Here is a 13,138-nt window from a genome sequence, read left to right on the forward strand (position 1 = left end):
CGGCACGCAGGACACCTCGGACAGGTAGGCCAGCTCCTCGGTCTTCTTCCACGCCGTCAACATCGCCGACGTGGCGTTGTAGCTGACCCGCTCCTGCCGCCGCGTCCATGCCTCCGTGCGGGCGGCGAGCGCCAAGTTGTAGACCTTCCGCACACACCCGAACGTGCGCGACAACTCGGCCGCCTGCGCATCAGTCGGATAGAAGCGGTACCGATACGCCCGCCTCACGTGAGTGGCCACATCCCACAAACTAGCAAACCAACTCGTAACTCTCAGCGGGCAGTTGGACGACGGACGCCGATCCGCCCTGGCGGCGCATCGGCTTTCCCTGTCCTGCTCCGCAGGAGTCCGTTTCCTCTCCGCCCTGAAGGGCGGAGTATCCACGGAGGAATCAGATGAGCTCCCAGGTCGTGGTGACCGGCATCGGCGTCGTGTCCCCCAACGGTTTCGGCGTGGACGACTACTGGGAGGCCACCCGCGCCTCCAGGAGCGGCATCGGCCGTATCACGCGCTTCGATCCGGAGCGCTACCCATCGAAGCTGGCCGGAGAGGTGGACGGGTTCACCGTCGAGGAGCACCTGCCGAGCCGGCTCATCCCGCAGACCGACCGCATGACCCAGCTCGCCCTCGTCGGCGCCGATCACGCGCTGTCCGACGCCGGGGTGAGCGCGAAGGAAGCCGACGCGTTCGGCATGGGCGTGATGACCGCGAGCACCTCCGGCGGCTTCGAGTTCGGCCAGGGGCAGCTCCAGAACCTCTGGAGCAAGGGCAGCCAGTACGTCAGCGCCTATCAGTCCTTCGCCTGGTTCTATGCGGTCAACACCGGCCAGATCTCGATTCGGCACGGTCTGCGCGGTCCCAGCGGCGTGGTGGTCGGTGACCAGGCGGGCGGCCTCGACGCCCTCGCGCACGCGCGTCGTCTGGTCCGCAAGGGCAGCGATCTGATCCTTTCCGGCGGCGTCGACGCCGCCATCTGTCCGTGGGGGTGGGTGGCCCAGCTGACCACCGGGAAGCTGAGCACCGAGGAGCGGCCGGACCGGGCGTATCTCCCCTTCGACGCCGACGCGGCCGGATACGTGCCCGGTGAGGGCGGAGCTCTGCTGATCCTCGAAGACGCCGGCGCCGCGCGCCGACGCGGTGCGAGTCAGGTCTACGGCGAGATCAGCGGCTACGGATCCACGTTCGACCCGAGTCCGGACAGCGGGCGGGAGCCGACGCTGCGCAAGGCCGTCGAGATCGCGCTGGACGACGCGGGTCTGTCGCCGGCCGAGATCGACCTCGTCTTCGCCGACGCGGCCGGCATCCCGGAGCTCGACCGGATCGAGGCGGCGACGATCACCGAGGTCTTCGGGCCCCGGGCGGTCCCCGTCACCGCGCCCAAGACCATGACGGGACGGCTCGGTTCGGGGGCCGCTCCGCTGGATGTGGCCACCGCCCTGCTGGCCATGCGGGACGGGGTGATCCCGCCGACGGCGAACGTCGCGCTCTGCCCCGACTACGACCTCGATCTGGTCACCACGCCGCGGCACACCCCCGTGACCACGGCTCTCGTCCTGGCGCGGGGCCACGGCGGCTTCAACTCCGCGCTCGTCCTGCGCTCCATCGCCTGACATGACCGAAGAGAAGGAGACCAGGGTGACCACCACCGGGTCGGCCACTGCTCATCTCCCCGTGCAAAAGCAACGCGTCCTCAGGCTGTTCCGCCCGTATCGCAAGAGCCTGCTGTTCGTCGCGTTCCTGGTCGCGGGCTCATCCCTGGTCTCCCTCGTCAACCCGTTCCTGATCCGCGAGATCATGGACGTGGCGCTGCCGCAGGGCAGGACCGGTCTGCTGTCACTGCTGGCCCTGGGCATGATCGTCGTCTCGATCGCCACCAGTTCGTTCAACGTCTGGCAGACCCATGTCTCCGCCAGGATCGGCCAGCTCGTCATGCACGATCTGCGCACCGCCGTGTACGCCCATCTCCAGCGCATGTCGCTGGCCTTCTTCACCCGGACCCGTACCGGCGAGGTGCAGTCGCGCATCGCCCACGACATCGGCGGGATGCAGGTCACCGTGACGACCACCGCCACGGCGCTGGTGTCGGACCTGACGATCGTCGTCGCCACGACCACCGCCATGGCCCTGCTCGACTGGCGGCTCACGATCGCATCCCTGGTCATGCTCCCGGCGTTCGTCTGGGTGAGCCGCCACGTCGGGGACGAGCGCCGCGCCATCACGCGCGAGCGGCAGCGTCAGTTCGCCGACCTCTCCTCGATGGTGCAGGAGTCGCTGTCGGTCAGCGGGATCATGCTCGGGCACACCATGGGCCGTTCCCGCTCACTGACCGACACCTTCGCCGGGCAGTCCCGCAAGCTCACCGACATCGAGGTGCGCGCGAGCACGGCGGGCCTGTGGTACCAGTCCACGATCTGGATCGTCATGGCCTCCATGCCCGCGGTCATCTACTGGGTCGCGGGACTGACCGCACACGGCGGTCACATGGCCATCTCCCTGGGCTCCCTGGTCGCCTTCACCACCCTCCAGCAGACCCTGTTCCGGCCGGCGCAGCGGCTGCTGACCATCGGGCTGGACATCCAGAGCTCACTGGAACTGTTCGCCCGCATCTTCGAGTACCTCGACCTGCCCGTCGACGTCGCCGAGCCGGAGCGGCCCGTCGTGCCGGCCGCCCTGCGAGGCGACGTGCGCCTGCGGGGGGTCGGCTTCTCCTACGCGGGGGCAAAGCGGCCGACGCTGGACGCCATCGACGTGAGCGTCCCCGCCGGGAGCAGCCTCGCGATCGTCGGGGAGACCGGCTCGGGCAAGACCACGCTGAGCTATCTCATCCCGCGTCTGTACGACGCGACGTCCGGTGCCGTCACCATCGACGGCGTCGACGTGCGCGACCTGTCCTTCGACACGCTCGCCGCCGCGGTCGGCGTCGTCTCCCAGGAGACCTATCTGTTCCACGCCTCGGTCGCCGACAACCTCCGCTTCGCCAAGCCGGACGCGACCGACGAGGAACTGGTCGCGGCGGCGCGGATCGCGCACATCCACGACTATCTGATGTCCTTGCCCGACGGCTACGACACGGTGGTCGGCGAGCGCGGATACCGGTTCTCCGGCGGGGAGAAGCAGCGCCTGGCCATCGCCCGCGCCATCCTGCGCGACCCGCCCGTCCTGGTGCTCGACGAGGCCACCAGCGCCCTGGACACCCAGACCGAGCAGGCCGTCCAGGAGGCCATCGACGCGGCGAGCGCAGGCCGCACCACCATCACGGTCGCCCACCGGCTGTCGACCATCCGCGACGCCGACGAGATCATCGTGCTGGAGCGGGGCCGCATCGCCGAGCGCGGCACCCACGACGAGCTGCTCGGCCTCGGCGGCCACTACGCCACGCTCGTCAACCGGGACACCGAGACGGCGGTCCTGCAGGTCGCGCCCTGAGCGGGCGGCCCTGTACTGAAGCGGACTTCGAGCCCGCCTGGAGCGGTCATCCCTAACGTCGCGCGAATGGAGACTGCATCTGCCGCAATACCGGACCGGCCCGGACTCAACCGCCGCACGCTGCTGCGGGGCGGCGCCATCGCCGGCCTGGGCGCCCTGGTGGCCGCCGCCCCCGTCTTCGCCACATCGGGGGACGCGGCCCCCGGCGGGAGCGAGCCGTCGGCGGCCGGACTGAAGCTGACCAAGTTCAAGGATCCGCTGCGGATCCCGCCGGTGCTCCGCCCCCGCGACCACGGCGGCCATGACGAGCTGACCGTGCGCATGCGCACCGCCGACGTCACCCTGCACTCCGAGCTCCCGCCGGTGACGATGTGGACCTACGAAGGCGCCTACCCGGGTCCGACGATCGAGACGGTCAGCGGCCGCCCGCTCCGGGTCGCCTGGGAGAACCACCTGACGGGCAACATCCCGGTCACCGCCGTCGACTTCAGCCTGGCCGGCGGCCCCTCCCCCGACCCGCTCTCCAACTACCCCGGCACAGACGGCTGCCAGGAGGTCCCCGGTGTGGCCGGCCTCGATCCCTGGGCCGCGGTGCACCTGCACGGCATGCTGACCGGCGGCGGCAACGACGGCTGGATGGAGAACCTCGTCGCTCCCGGCGACGTACAGCTGTCGGCGTACCCGAACGACCAGGCCGCAACGACGCTCTGGTACCACGACCACACCCACCACGTCAGCCGCTTCAGCGTGTTCGCCGGTCTCGCGGGCATGTTCATCTCCCGCAACGCGGAGGAGCGGGCGCTGGACCTGCCCCAGGGCAGACACGAGGTGCCGCTGATCCTCAGCGACCGCAACTTCGACGTGGACGCCTCGGGCGCCCTCACCGGCCGGCTGGTCCACAAGGTGGAGATGGTCGGCGCGCAGCGCCTCATGCGCCCGCACGCGGCCCCCTACACCCTGGTCAACGGCGTGATCTGGCCCTACCTCGAGGTCGACCCGCGCTGGTACCGGTTGCGGATCGTCAACACCGCGAACTCCCGGATCTACCGGCTGATGCTGCTGGCCGACGGCCGGCCCGTCCCGGGGGCGCTGAAGGTGATCGGCACCGACCAGGGCCTGATCGACAAGCCGCTGCCGGTCGAGGGGGCGCTCAACCTCTCCCCCGGCGAGCGCGCCGACGTGCTGGTCGACTTCCAAGCGTTCCGCGGCCAGACCCTCAAGCTGGTCAACACGCTGCAGGGCGTCCCGCCCGGCGAGGCCAGCAAGCGCAACGACCTGCTGGAACCCGACGTGATGCAGTTCCGCGTCGCCGACCGCAGACCCTCCACCCGGTTCGCGCTGCCCGAGGTCCTCTCGCCCACCTTCAAACGGCCCACCCACCACGACCTGCCGCACGACCGCGCCCCCCGCTGGGTGGTGCTGGTCGGCCCCGGCTCGGCGAACATGCCCGAACTGTGGGAGATGGAGGAGACCGACCCGCAGGGCATCACGCTGCCCGCCGCCGGCATCGTCCAGGTCCAGGACGCCGAGGGCACCCTCGTGACGCTGCGCAGGACGGCCATGGCCTACGACGACGGCAACACGTTCACCGCGGCGCACGACGGCGTGGAGATCTGGAAGTACCTCAACCTCGCCGCCAGTCCCCACCCCATGCACATCCACCTGGCCCACTTCCAGGTGCTGTCCCGCGAGAACTACGACGTCAGCGGATTCGACCGCATCACCCGCGGCTCGGCCAGGCCGATCGCGTTCAAGGCGGCGGCGGAGCTCGAACCGCACGAGCTCGGGGAGAAGGACACCATCCGGGTGGGGACGGCCGGCCAGATCACCCCCGGCCCGAACGGCACCCCGGGCGAGCTGGTCACCGTGGCAGTCCGCTTCCCCGTCGTCGGCCGGGGCGTCCACCACTGCCACATGCTGGAGCACGAGCAGCACATGGTGCGCCCCCTCGTGGTGAGCCCCGCCGCCCATCTGCACGCCGGCGGTCACCACTGACGCAACGCCCAGTGCCCGCGCCGGTGGTGGCCGGCGCGGGCACTGGGGAAACGGAAAGCTCAGGGATTCAGCACCCACGCGGAGTTGTGCGCGGTGAAGCCGATGTGCGGGTAGTACTGCGTCGCAGCGGGCGCCGACAGCAGGACGATCTTGGCCTGCGGCGCCTCCTTGCGGGTCGCGTCGATGAGCTGCCTGCCAATGCCCGCCCGCTGGTAGGCGCGGACGACGGCGATGTCGGAAAGATAGGTCACGTAGGCGAAGTCCGAGACGCTGCGCGCGATGCCCACCAGTTCGCCGTCGACGCGGCAGGTGACCACCAGGTTGGCGTTGCGCACCATCGCGGCCATGCGCTCGGTCTCCTCGATCGGCCGGCGCTCGCCCAGACCCGACTCCTCGTAGACCCGCAGCACGTCCGCGAGGTCGAGGTCGGATCCGTTCTCCCGCTCAATGCTCCAGCTCACGCAGTTTGTCCAATCGCTTGTAAATGACGTCATGGCGGGTCAGGAAGCGCTCGGGTGTCAGCAGAGCGGTCTCGATCCCCTCGGCCCTGAGCCGGGCGAAGAAGTCCTCGCCGTTCGCGGCGTCCTGGACCCTGCGGTAGGTCCGCTCGCGCTCGCTGCCGCCCTCCAGCAGGTCGGCGAGCACCGCCGAGCTGTAGGCCAGTCCGCCTGTCTGGTCGATCGCGGTGCGCATCCGGTCGGGGAACACCTGCAGTCCCCCGACCAGGCCTGCCGCCGCGGTCACCTGGTAGTGCGCGACAGTCAGCGCGTCCGGCAGCACGACCCGTTCGACGGAGGAGTGCGACAGGTCCCGCTCGTGCCACAGTGCCACGTTCTCCAGCATCGTCCCGGCGTACCCGCGCAGCAGCCTGGCCAGCCCGGACAGGCGCTCGCTCGTCGTCGGGTTGCGCTTGTGCGGCATGGCGCTGGACCCCTGGTAGGCGGCCGTGCGGGGCTCTTCCACCTCACGGACCTCGGTGCGGGACAGCAGCCTGACCTCGGTGGCGATCTGCTCGACGCAGGCGCCCAGCGTCGCGATCGCCTGCACGAGCTGGGCGTGCCGGTCGCGGGCCACGACCTGGCTCGGCGCCGGCTCCACGCCCAGGCCGAGCGCCGCGCACACGTGCTCCTCGACGAAGGGGTCGATCAGCCCGTAGGTCCCAACAGAGCCGGAGACCGTTCCCACCGCGACCTGCTCACGCGCGTCCGCCAGCCGCCGGATCGAGCGGTCGATCGCGAAGGCGAATCCGGCGAGCTTGTGGCCGAACGTCGTGGGCTCGGCGTGCATGCCGTGGGTACGCCCGATGCACGCCGTGTCCCAGTGCTCGACCGCCTTGTCCACCAGCACCCCGCGCAGCCGCCGGGCGGCGTCGATCAGGAGGTCGCAGGCCTGGGCGAGGGTGTGCCCGAGGGCGGTGTCCACGAGGTCGTAGCTCGTCATGCCGAGGTGCACCCACCGCGCGGAGTCCTCCGGCATGTCCTCGCAGAAGGCGGCGAGGAAGGAGAGGATCTCGTGGTCGCGCTCGCGTTCGAGCTCCGCGACGTACGCCGCCGCAGGCACCCGGGCCCGCCGGATGTCCGCAAGGGCGCTGTCGGGAACCCGTCCGAGCAGCGCCTGCGCCTCGGAGGCCAGAACCTCCACCCGAGCCCAGGTCGCGTAGCGGGCCTGGTCGGACCAGAGCTCCGCCATCTCCGGCAATGCGTAACGGGAAATCACGACCGTTGTACCTCCTCAGGAATGACCACCGGCCCGCAGGGTGCACAGGCCCGGTGCACCGGCGTTCAGGCGGCCTTGCGGATGATCTCCACGGATCCGGAGTCCAGGAGTGTCTGGATGGCGGACTCGCCGCCGGCGACGTCCAGGTCCATGTCGTGGAGGCGGTCGATGACGGACAGGATGACCTTTTCCGACTGCGTCTCCTTCGAGCCCTCCCAGACCAGCTCCGGGAAAACGGTCAGATAGACCTTGTCGTTTCCCTGGGTGAAGATGTTCACTTCCATGACGTCACGGAGAGCCATTCGGGCGTTGTAGATCAAATTGTTCATGTGTGCCACCGACTTTCGGTATCCGTTTTCCTGAGGCTTCTTCCTCGCCACACGTTCTGACCTCATGATGGTCAGCCGCCAAGGGCTGCGCAACGAGGCCCGGCGTACACCTTGTTCAACTGCGCGAAATCCGCAATTGAACAGGGTTGCCATTTGAGGATGTTTGACAGAAAAGGGCGCGTTGCGGACCATCGGTGATGTTCGTAAATGCGTTAGGCCGCGTCTCACGAAAAGCATCCGGAGTGCCATGAAAATCCTGTTCATAACCACGGGCAGCCAGGCCACCTACTATGCCGCTGCCCCGCTGGCGACGGCCGCGCGAAACGCGGGCCATCAGGTCATGCTGGCCGCCCACGAGCCGTGGGTGGAAACCGCGGAAGCCATTGGACTTCCCACATTCTGCTTCACGGTCGATCCGATCCGGCATTTCATGCGGATCACCAACCCGGGCAAGGGCCTGCGGTTCCCCCGGGAATTGGGGGACCAGGAGATGTTCGGCCAGGGCCGTGGCTTCGCGCAGATGGGCCTGGCCGGGGTGAAGTCCCTGCTGGAGCTGGCGAAGGACTGGACCCCGGACGTGGTCGTCGGCAGCTCGCAGAGCTACGCGGCGATGCTGCTCGCCGCCCACCTCAAGGTCCCCTACGTGCGCCAGGTCGAGTACCTGGGGATCCCGCTCACCGGCATCGACCCCGGCGCCGAGGAGGAGCTGCGGCCCGAACTGGAGCGCCTGGGCGTGGACGGGCTGCTCAAGCCCGACCTGCTCCTCGACTCGACCCCGCCGTCGCTGCGGCCCTCCCACGACCCCGCCGCACAGCCGCTGCGCTGGATCCCGAGCAACCCGCAGCGCCGGCTCGAGCGCTGGATGTACACCCGCCCCGAGGGACGCCGCCGCGTTCTGATCACTTCGGGTTTCCGCAGCCTCATGTTCCGCAACCCGGGCTGGTCCATGCCGCTGCTGGTGAGCGAGCTGAACAAGCTGGGGGCCGAGGTGCTGATCGCGGCGTCCCCCGGCGCCGCCGAGCGGTTCGGCGCGGACCTGGGCGACGCGCGCGTCGGCTGGATCCCGATCGACGTCGCCGCTGCCACCTGTGACCTGGCGGTCCACCACGGCGGCGCGACCACCGCCACGACTCTCATGGCCAACGGCGTACCGCAGCTGATCATCCCCGAGAACCCGCCGGAGTTCCCCCCGAACTACCACCGGGAGGCCATCGCCGCGGCCATCAGCGGCTTCGGCGCCGGCAAGACGCTGTGGCCGCAGGCGCAGGAACCCGACAAGGCGCCGGGCGAAGTGATCGCCGCGGCCTGCCGGGAGCTGCTGGAGGACCCGAGCTACACGGAGCGGACGCAGTTCCTCGCCAAGGAGATCGCGACGCTTCCCACGCCCGCCGAGATCGTGCCCAAGCTGGAGGCGCTGGCATCCCGGTAGGTTCACCCCCGGCAACGCGAATCGCCCTGAGACCACGGAGAACCTCTCCGTCGGTTTCAGGGCGATTCGCGTCTGCGAGGCCGATCGGGCGGCCGGCCCGGCGCCGCGCGACCGATCAGCGAGCGGCGAGGGCTTCCATGTCGCGCAGCACCTCGGCGGGGGTCGGCAGCGACGCGGTCTGCGCCGCGAGGATCCGCGTCCGCTCGGCGTACCGGGGGTCCGAAAGGATCTCCCGGCAGCCCGCGGCGGTCACCTCGTCGGGGTTTCGGCCCGGCTGCGGCCGGTGCCGGTCCACCATCAGGGCGGCGCCGAAGTCGCGGACGGCCTCCGCGACAGCCTTGCCGTAGCCGTTGTCGGGGATGATCAGCTGGGGCACGCCCGCGTTGATCAGCGTCATGGCGGTGGTCGCGCCGCCGTGGTGGACCGCCAGGTCACAGGTGGGGGCGACCACGTCCAGGGGGATCCAGCCGATACGGACGTCGCCCAGGTCCGCGCCGAACCGCTCGGCGGCCTCGGGGAGCGCCGCGATCAGCACCTCGGCTCCCGCCCCGGTCAGCTCGTCCACCAGCTTGCGCAGCGAGCTGCCGGGGGTGTCGAGCATGAGGTTGCGGGTTCCCGCGGTGATCAGCACCCGGTGGCGCCCCTCGGGGCGGGTGTACATCCACGGCTCGAGCCGGCTCTGACGCACCCGGGGGACCCAGCGCATCGACCGCGCGGCGGGGGCGCCCGGCGGTCGCAGGGACGGCGGGCACAGGTCGATGAAGAGGTCGGGTGCCGGCAACTCGGTCAGCCCCAGGCGCTCCAGCTCCGGCTGGAGCTCCGCCACTGCCGTGCGGTCACGGCGGGCCATCGGGGCGATGTGCCATATATGGCGGACGTAGGGGACCTTGAGGCGGGCGGCGAGCACCCTGGGGACATGGGACAGACCGCCGACGACCAGATCGGGGGTCCACTGCTCGGTCAGCTCCAGCAGGGCGTCGAGCCGGACGGTGGCCGTCATGGCGTCCTGGCCGTACCGCATGCGCTCGGGAGTGATGCACACCGCGGGCAGCCCGACGGACTGTGCGGCCGACATCAGCGGTTCGTCGGCGGCCAGCAGGATCTCGTGGCCCGCGTTCCGCGCGGCCGCGGCGAGCGGGGCGACGCCGAAGACGGCCGCCTGGCTGCCGCCGACGGTGAACAAGAATTTCATGGCGATTGCACTTCTTCCGGTGAGAAGGTGGATTCGATGCTGCGGGGCCTCATTCGGGCTCAGCCCGCCTGCGCCATTTCCATCACGTATTGACCGTAGGAAGAGTTCGCCAGCCGGCTTCCGAGCCGGTAGCAGGCCTCCTGGTCGATGTATCCCATGCGCCAGGCGATCTCTTCGAGACAGGCGATGCGCACACCCTGACGGTGTTCGAGGACCTGGACGTAATCCCCGGCCTCCATCAGAGCGTCATGGGTTCCGGTGTCCAACCAGACGAAACCGCGGCCGAGCGGAATCAGCGTGGCCTCACCCCGCTCCAGGTAGACGCGGTTGAGATCGGTGATCTCCAGCTCTCCGCGTTCCGAGGGCCGCAGTTGCCGCGCGATGTCCACGACCTTGTTGTCGTAGAGGTACAGCCCGGTGATCGCCATGTTGGTCTGCGGATGCGTGGGCTTCTCCTCGAGAGCGGTGAGTTTCCCCTGCTCATCGACCATGCCGACGCCGTAGCGTTCGGGGTCGCGCACCGGATAGCCGAAGAGGACGCAGCCCTCGATGTTCTGCGCGGCCCGCTGGAGCAGGGGCCCGAACTCGTATCCGTGGAAGATGTTGTCGCCCAGCACCAGGGCGACGGAGTCGTCGCCGATGTGGTCCGCGGAGACCAGGAACGCGTCGGCGAGCCCTCGGGGCTTGTCCTGCTCCGCATAGGTCAGGGAGATTCCGAGCCAGGAGCCGTCGCCCAGCAGCCGGCGGAACATCTCCAGGTCGTCGGGGGTGGTGATGATCTCGATCTCGGTGATCCCCGCCAGCATCAGGGCCGACAGCGGGTAGTAAATCATCGGCTTGTCGTAAACCGGGAGCATTTGCTTCGAGACACCGAGAGTGATCGGATGGAGTCTCGTACCATTGCCGCCGGCCAGGATGATGCCCTTCACCGTGGCGCCTCCTCAGTAACTTCGTGCCCATTAGGCGATGCCCGCACTTTATATCGGGATAACACACGGCCGAAAGTCTCCTCCGATGCCGCGGATGGTGAATGGCTTGAATGTTGACAAACACGGCTCCGCTTACCCAGGCTGACGTAATCCCGGTTCAGGCATGCGCATTCCTATCGTCGTTTAGGTGGACCTGTGAAAATCGAAGATCTGACGCCCGTTCTCGAATCCGAGCGGAGGGCCGGTATCGGCATCATCGGGTGCGCCGACATCGCCGTACGGCGGGCCCTCCCGGCGATCCGGGAGTCGCCGTTCCACCTGGTGGCGGTCGCAAGCCGTTCTCAGGAGAAAGCCGAGGGCGTCGCGGCCTCTTTCGACTGCGCGGCCGTCGCGGGTTACGACCGGCTCCTCGAACTGCCCGGCATCGACGCGGTCTACATCCCGCTGCCGAACAGCGAGCACGCGAAGTGGGCGCGTCGGGCGCTGAACGCGGGAAAGCACGTCCTGATCGAGAAGCCGGCGGTGCCCAGCGAGGAGACCGCCCGGGCCCTGGTCGCGCTCGCCGAGGAGCGCGGACTGCTGATCATGGAGAATTTCGCGTTCCTCCGACACCCCCAGCACGACCAGGCGCAGTCCCTCGTGGCCGACGGAGCCATCGGGGAACTCCGGGCCTACAACGGTGTGTTCGGCATTCCGCCGACCGACCCGCGCGGGATCAAGTACCAGGCGGACCTCGGCGGCGGGGCGCTGTGGGAGGTCGGCTGCTATCCGGTGCGCGCGGCCCAGGAGTACCTCGGGTCCTCGCCGCAGGTCCTGGGGGCCGGCCTGAAGTCCGATCCACAACTGGGCGTGGACGTCTCCGGAGTGGCGCTGCTGGGCGACGACGGCGGCGTCACCGCGAACTGCTCCTTCGGCCTGTCCCACAGCTACCGGTCGACCTACGACCTCTGGGGAAGCGAGGGACGTCTGATACTGGAATGGGCGTTCACCCCCGCACCAAGTGCCCGGCCGGTCCTGCGGCTCCAGCAGAAGGACCGCGAGACCAGGATCACCGCCCCGGCATCCGACCAGTTCCTCGGCGTGTTCACCGCCTTCCACGACGCCGTGCGCGATCCGGCGGCCCGCCCGGCGCACCACCACGAGCTGCTGCGGCAGGCCGCTTTGATGGCCCGGATCCGCGCGCACGCCCTCGCTCAGGAGCCCCGGTGAGCGGGGGCAGGTGAGGTCCTTTCGGAAACAGACAACGGCAGTCGGCGTCCGCGGACGCCGGCTGCCGTTCTTCTCGTGCTGCTGGAGGGGTGAACCTGTCCATCGGCGACGTCGATCCGGCACGGCATGATCTGCACCGGATCGCAAGCGGGCAGCTCGGTCGTCGGCTTCACCGGGCGGGCCGTCAGATCGGTGCACCCGTGTGGAGTCCGGCGTCCGCCCCGCAGCCGTGTCCCGCGTCTCGCGGCGCGGTGGCGCATCAGATGTGCGTCGCGGTCATCCGTCGTGCCGGCCGGCTGAACTGTTCAGCAGCGCGGGGAGTCGGCGCGGCAGGCACTGCTCATAGGTCGGCAGGAGACCGGCGGCCGCCGCCTGGGCCAGGGTGGGGGCCGCGGCGTCCTTGTCCGAGCGGATCGGCGGTTCCTTCAGATCCCAGGGCAGTGCGAGATCCGGATCGAGCGCGTCGACATCGATCATGGTTCCCGGCTCGTACTCCTGCGAGCACAGGTAGCTCATGCACGTGTCGTCGGTCAGGGCGAGGAACGCGTGGCCGACCCCGTCGGGCAGGTACACGGCCGTCCCCGTCTCCGGGCTCTGGTAGGTGACGTCGTAGTGGCCGAACGTCGGCGAACCCACACGGATGTCGACGGCGATGTCGAGTGCGCTGCCCCGCACGCACGTGACGAACTTCGCCTGCCCGGGCGGGACCTTGGTGCCGTGAATGCCCCGGAGGGTATTCCGCCTGGATACCGAGAAGTTGACCTGGCGGACCGCGAACTCCCAGCCGCTGCCGGCCAGCAGAGCGCTGGCCTTCACCGATTCGAAGAAATACCCCCGCCGGTCACTCAGGGGCTCGGGTTCGACGCGGTACGCGCCGGGGACCGTCATTTCCGAGATCAACACCGCATGCTCC

At 69.3% G+C, this 13,138-nt stretch carries 12 protein-coding genes; 5 read left to right on the top strand and 7 right to left on the bottom strand.

The window, feature by feature from the left end; genetic code table 11:
• Window positions 1-240 (bottom strand): helix-turn-helix domain-containing protein (locus tag ACZ4RZ_RS47325; RefSeq protein WP_467753798.1); only part of this gene is annotated, 240 nt, incomplete at its 3' end.
• A gap of 155 nt (window positions 241-395) precedes the next feature.
• Here ACZ4RZ_RS47325 and ACZ4RZ_RS47330 point away from each other — a divergent pair.
• The 3 genes from ACZ4RZ_RS47330 to ACZ4RZ_RS47340 all read left to right on the top strand — a co-directional run bounded on the left by ACZ4RZ_RS47330 (window position 396) and on the right by ACZ4RZ_RS47340 (window position 5,421).
• On the top strand, window positions 396-1,610 hold the full coding sequence (locus ACZ4RZ_RS47330) for a ketosynthase chain-length factor (RefSeq protein ID WP_467753799.1): 1,215 nt from the start codon (window positions 396-398) through the stop codon (window positions 1,608-1,610).
• 1 nt (window position 1,611) lies between these two features.
• Window positions 1,612-3,426, top strand: coding sequence for an ABC transporter ATP-binding protein (locus tag ACZ4RZ_RS47335; protein ID WP_467753800.1), 1,815 nt, complete (start codon window positions 1,612-1,614; stop codon window positions 3,424-3,426).
• Between the two features lie 66 nt (window positions 3,427-3,492).
• Complete coding sequence (locus tag ACZ4RZ_RS47340) at window positions 3,493-5,421, top strand: multicopper oxidase family protein (protein WP_467753801.1); 1,929 nt, start codon at window positions 3,493-3,495, stop codon at window positions 5,419-5,421.
• Between the two features lie 59 nt (window positions 5,422-5,480).
• On the opposite strand, the gene ACZ4RZ_RS47345 is transcribed toward ACZ4RZ_RS47340, so the two are convergent.
• The 3 genes from ACZ4RZ_RS47345 to ACZ4RZ_RS47355 form a co-directional block, all read right to left on the bottom strand.
• Window positions 5,481-5,882, bottom strand: a complete 402-nt coding sequence (locus tag ACZ4RZ_RS47345) for a GNAT family N-acetyltransferase (RefSeq protein ID WP_467753802.1) — start codon at window positions 5,880-5,882, stop codon at window positions 5,481-5,483.
• Window positions 5,866-7,137, bottom strand: coding sequence for an adenylosuccinate lyase (gene purB / locus ACZ4RZ_RS47350; RefSeq protein WP_467753803.1), 1,272 nt, complete (start codon window positions 7,135-7,137; stop codon window positions 5,866-5,868). Before purB ends, ACZ4RZ_RS47345 begins: the two co-directional genes overlap by 17 nt.
• A gap of 65 nt (window positions 7,138-7,202) precedes the next feature.
• The gene (locus ACZ4RZ_RS47355) at window positions 7,203-7,466 is read right to left on the bottom strand and encodes a hypothetical protein (protein ID WP_467753804.1); all 264 of its coding nucleotides are present in this window, start codon (window positions 7,464-7,466) and stop codon (window positions 7,203-7,205) included.
• Between the two features lie 247 nt (window positions 7,467-7,713).
• On the opposite strand from ACZ4RZ_RS47355, the gene ACZ4RZ_RS47360 reads away from it, so the two are divergent.
• Window positions 7,714-8,895 (top strand): glycosyltransferase, encoded by a 1,182-nt coding sequence (locus ACZ4RZ_RS47360; protein WP_467753805.1) that lies wholly within the window; start codon window positions 7,714-7,716, stop codon window positions 8,893-8,895.
• A gap of 115 nt (window positions 8,896-9,010) precedes the next feature.
• Here the strand turns inward: ACZ4RZ_RS47360 and ACZ4RZ_RS47365 are convergent, their stop codons facing one another.
• Both ACZ4RZ_RS47365 and rfbA read right to left on the bottom strand, forming a co-directional pair.
• Window positions 9,011-10,087 carry a glycosyltransferase gene (locus ACZ4RZ_RS47365; protein WP_467753806.1) on the bottom strand — a complete coding sequence of 359 codons (1,077 nt, stop codon included), beginning with the start codon at window positions 10,085-10,087 and terminating at the stop codon, window positions 9,011-9,013.
• A gap of 59 nt (window positions 10,088-10,146) precedes the next feature.
• On the bottom strand, window positions 10,147-11,016 hold the full coding sequence (rfbA, locus tag ACZ4RZ_RS47370) for a glucose-1-phosphate thymidylyltransferase RfbA (protein WP_467753807.1): 870 nt from the start codon (window positions 11,014-11,016) through the stop codon (window positions 10,147-10,149).
• Between the two features lie 195 nt (window positions 11,017-11,211).
• Between rfbA and ACZ4RZ_RS47375 the strand changes: the two genes are divergently transcribed.
• Window positions 11,212-12,225 (top strand): Gfo/Idh/MocA family protein, encoded by a 1,014-nt coding sequence (locus ACZ4RZ_RS47375; protein WP_467753808.1) that lies wholly within the window; start codon window positions 11,212-11,214, stop codon window positions 12,223-12,225.
• A gap of 276 nt (window positions 12,226-12,501) precedes the next feature.
• Here the strand turns inward: ACZ4RZ_RS47375 and ACZ4RZ_RS47380 are convergent, their stop codons facing one another.
• Entirely contained in the window at window positions 12,502-13,128 is a 627-nt protein-coding gene (locus tag ACZ4RZ_RS47380) for a dTDP-4-dehydrorhamnose 3,5-epimerase family protein (RefSeq protein ID WP_467753809.1), read from the bottom strand.
• Window positions 13,129-13,138 lie beyond the last annotated feature (10 nt).

This window comes from Streptomyces sp. NPDC027189, from assembly GCF_055566975.1.

Bases quoted from the DNA above. Each gene is read 5' to 3' on its own strand.
- ACZ4RZ_RS47330 (WP_467753799.1), top strand. From the start codon at position 396: ATGAGCTCCCAGGTCGTGGTGACCGGCATCGGCGTCGTGTCCCCCAAC.
- ACZ4RZ_RS47335 (WP_467753800.1), top strand. From the start codon at position 1,612: ATGACCGAAGAGAAGGAGACCAGGGTGACCACCACCGGGTCGGCCACT.
- ACZ4RZ_RS47340 (WP_467753801.1), top strand. From the start codon at position 3,493: ATGGAGACTGCATCTGCCGCAATACCGGACCGGCCCGGACTCAACCGC.
- ACZ4RZ_RS47355 (WP_467753804.1), bottom strand. From the start codon at position 7,466: ATGAACAATTTGATCTACAACGCCCGAATGGCTCTCCGTGACGTCATG.
- ACZ4RZ_RS47360 (WP_467753805.1), top strand. From the start codon at position 7,714: ATGAAAATCCTGTTCATAACCACGGGCAGCCAGGCCACCTACTATGCC.
- ACZ4RZ_RS47365 (WP_467753806.1), bottom strand. From the start codon at position 10,087: ATGAAATTCTTGTTCACCGTCGGCGGCAGCCAGGCGGCCGTCTTCGGC.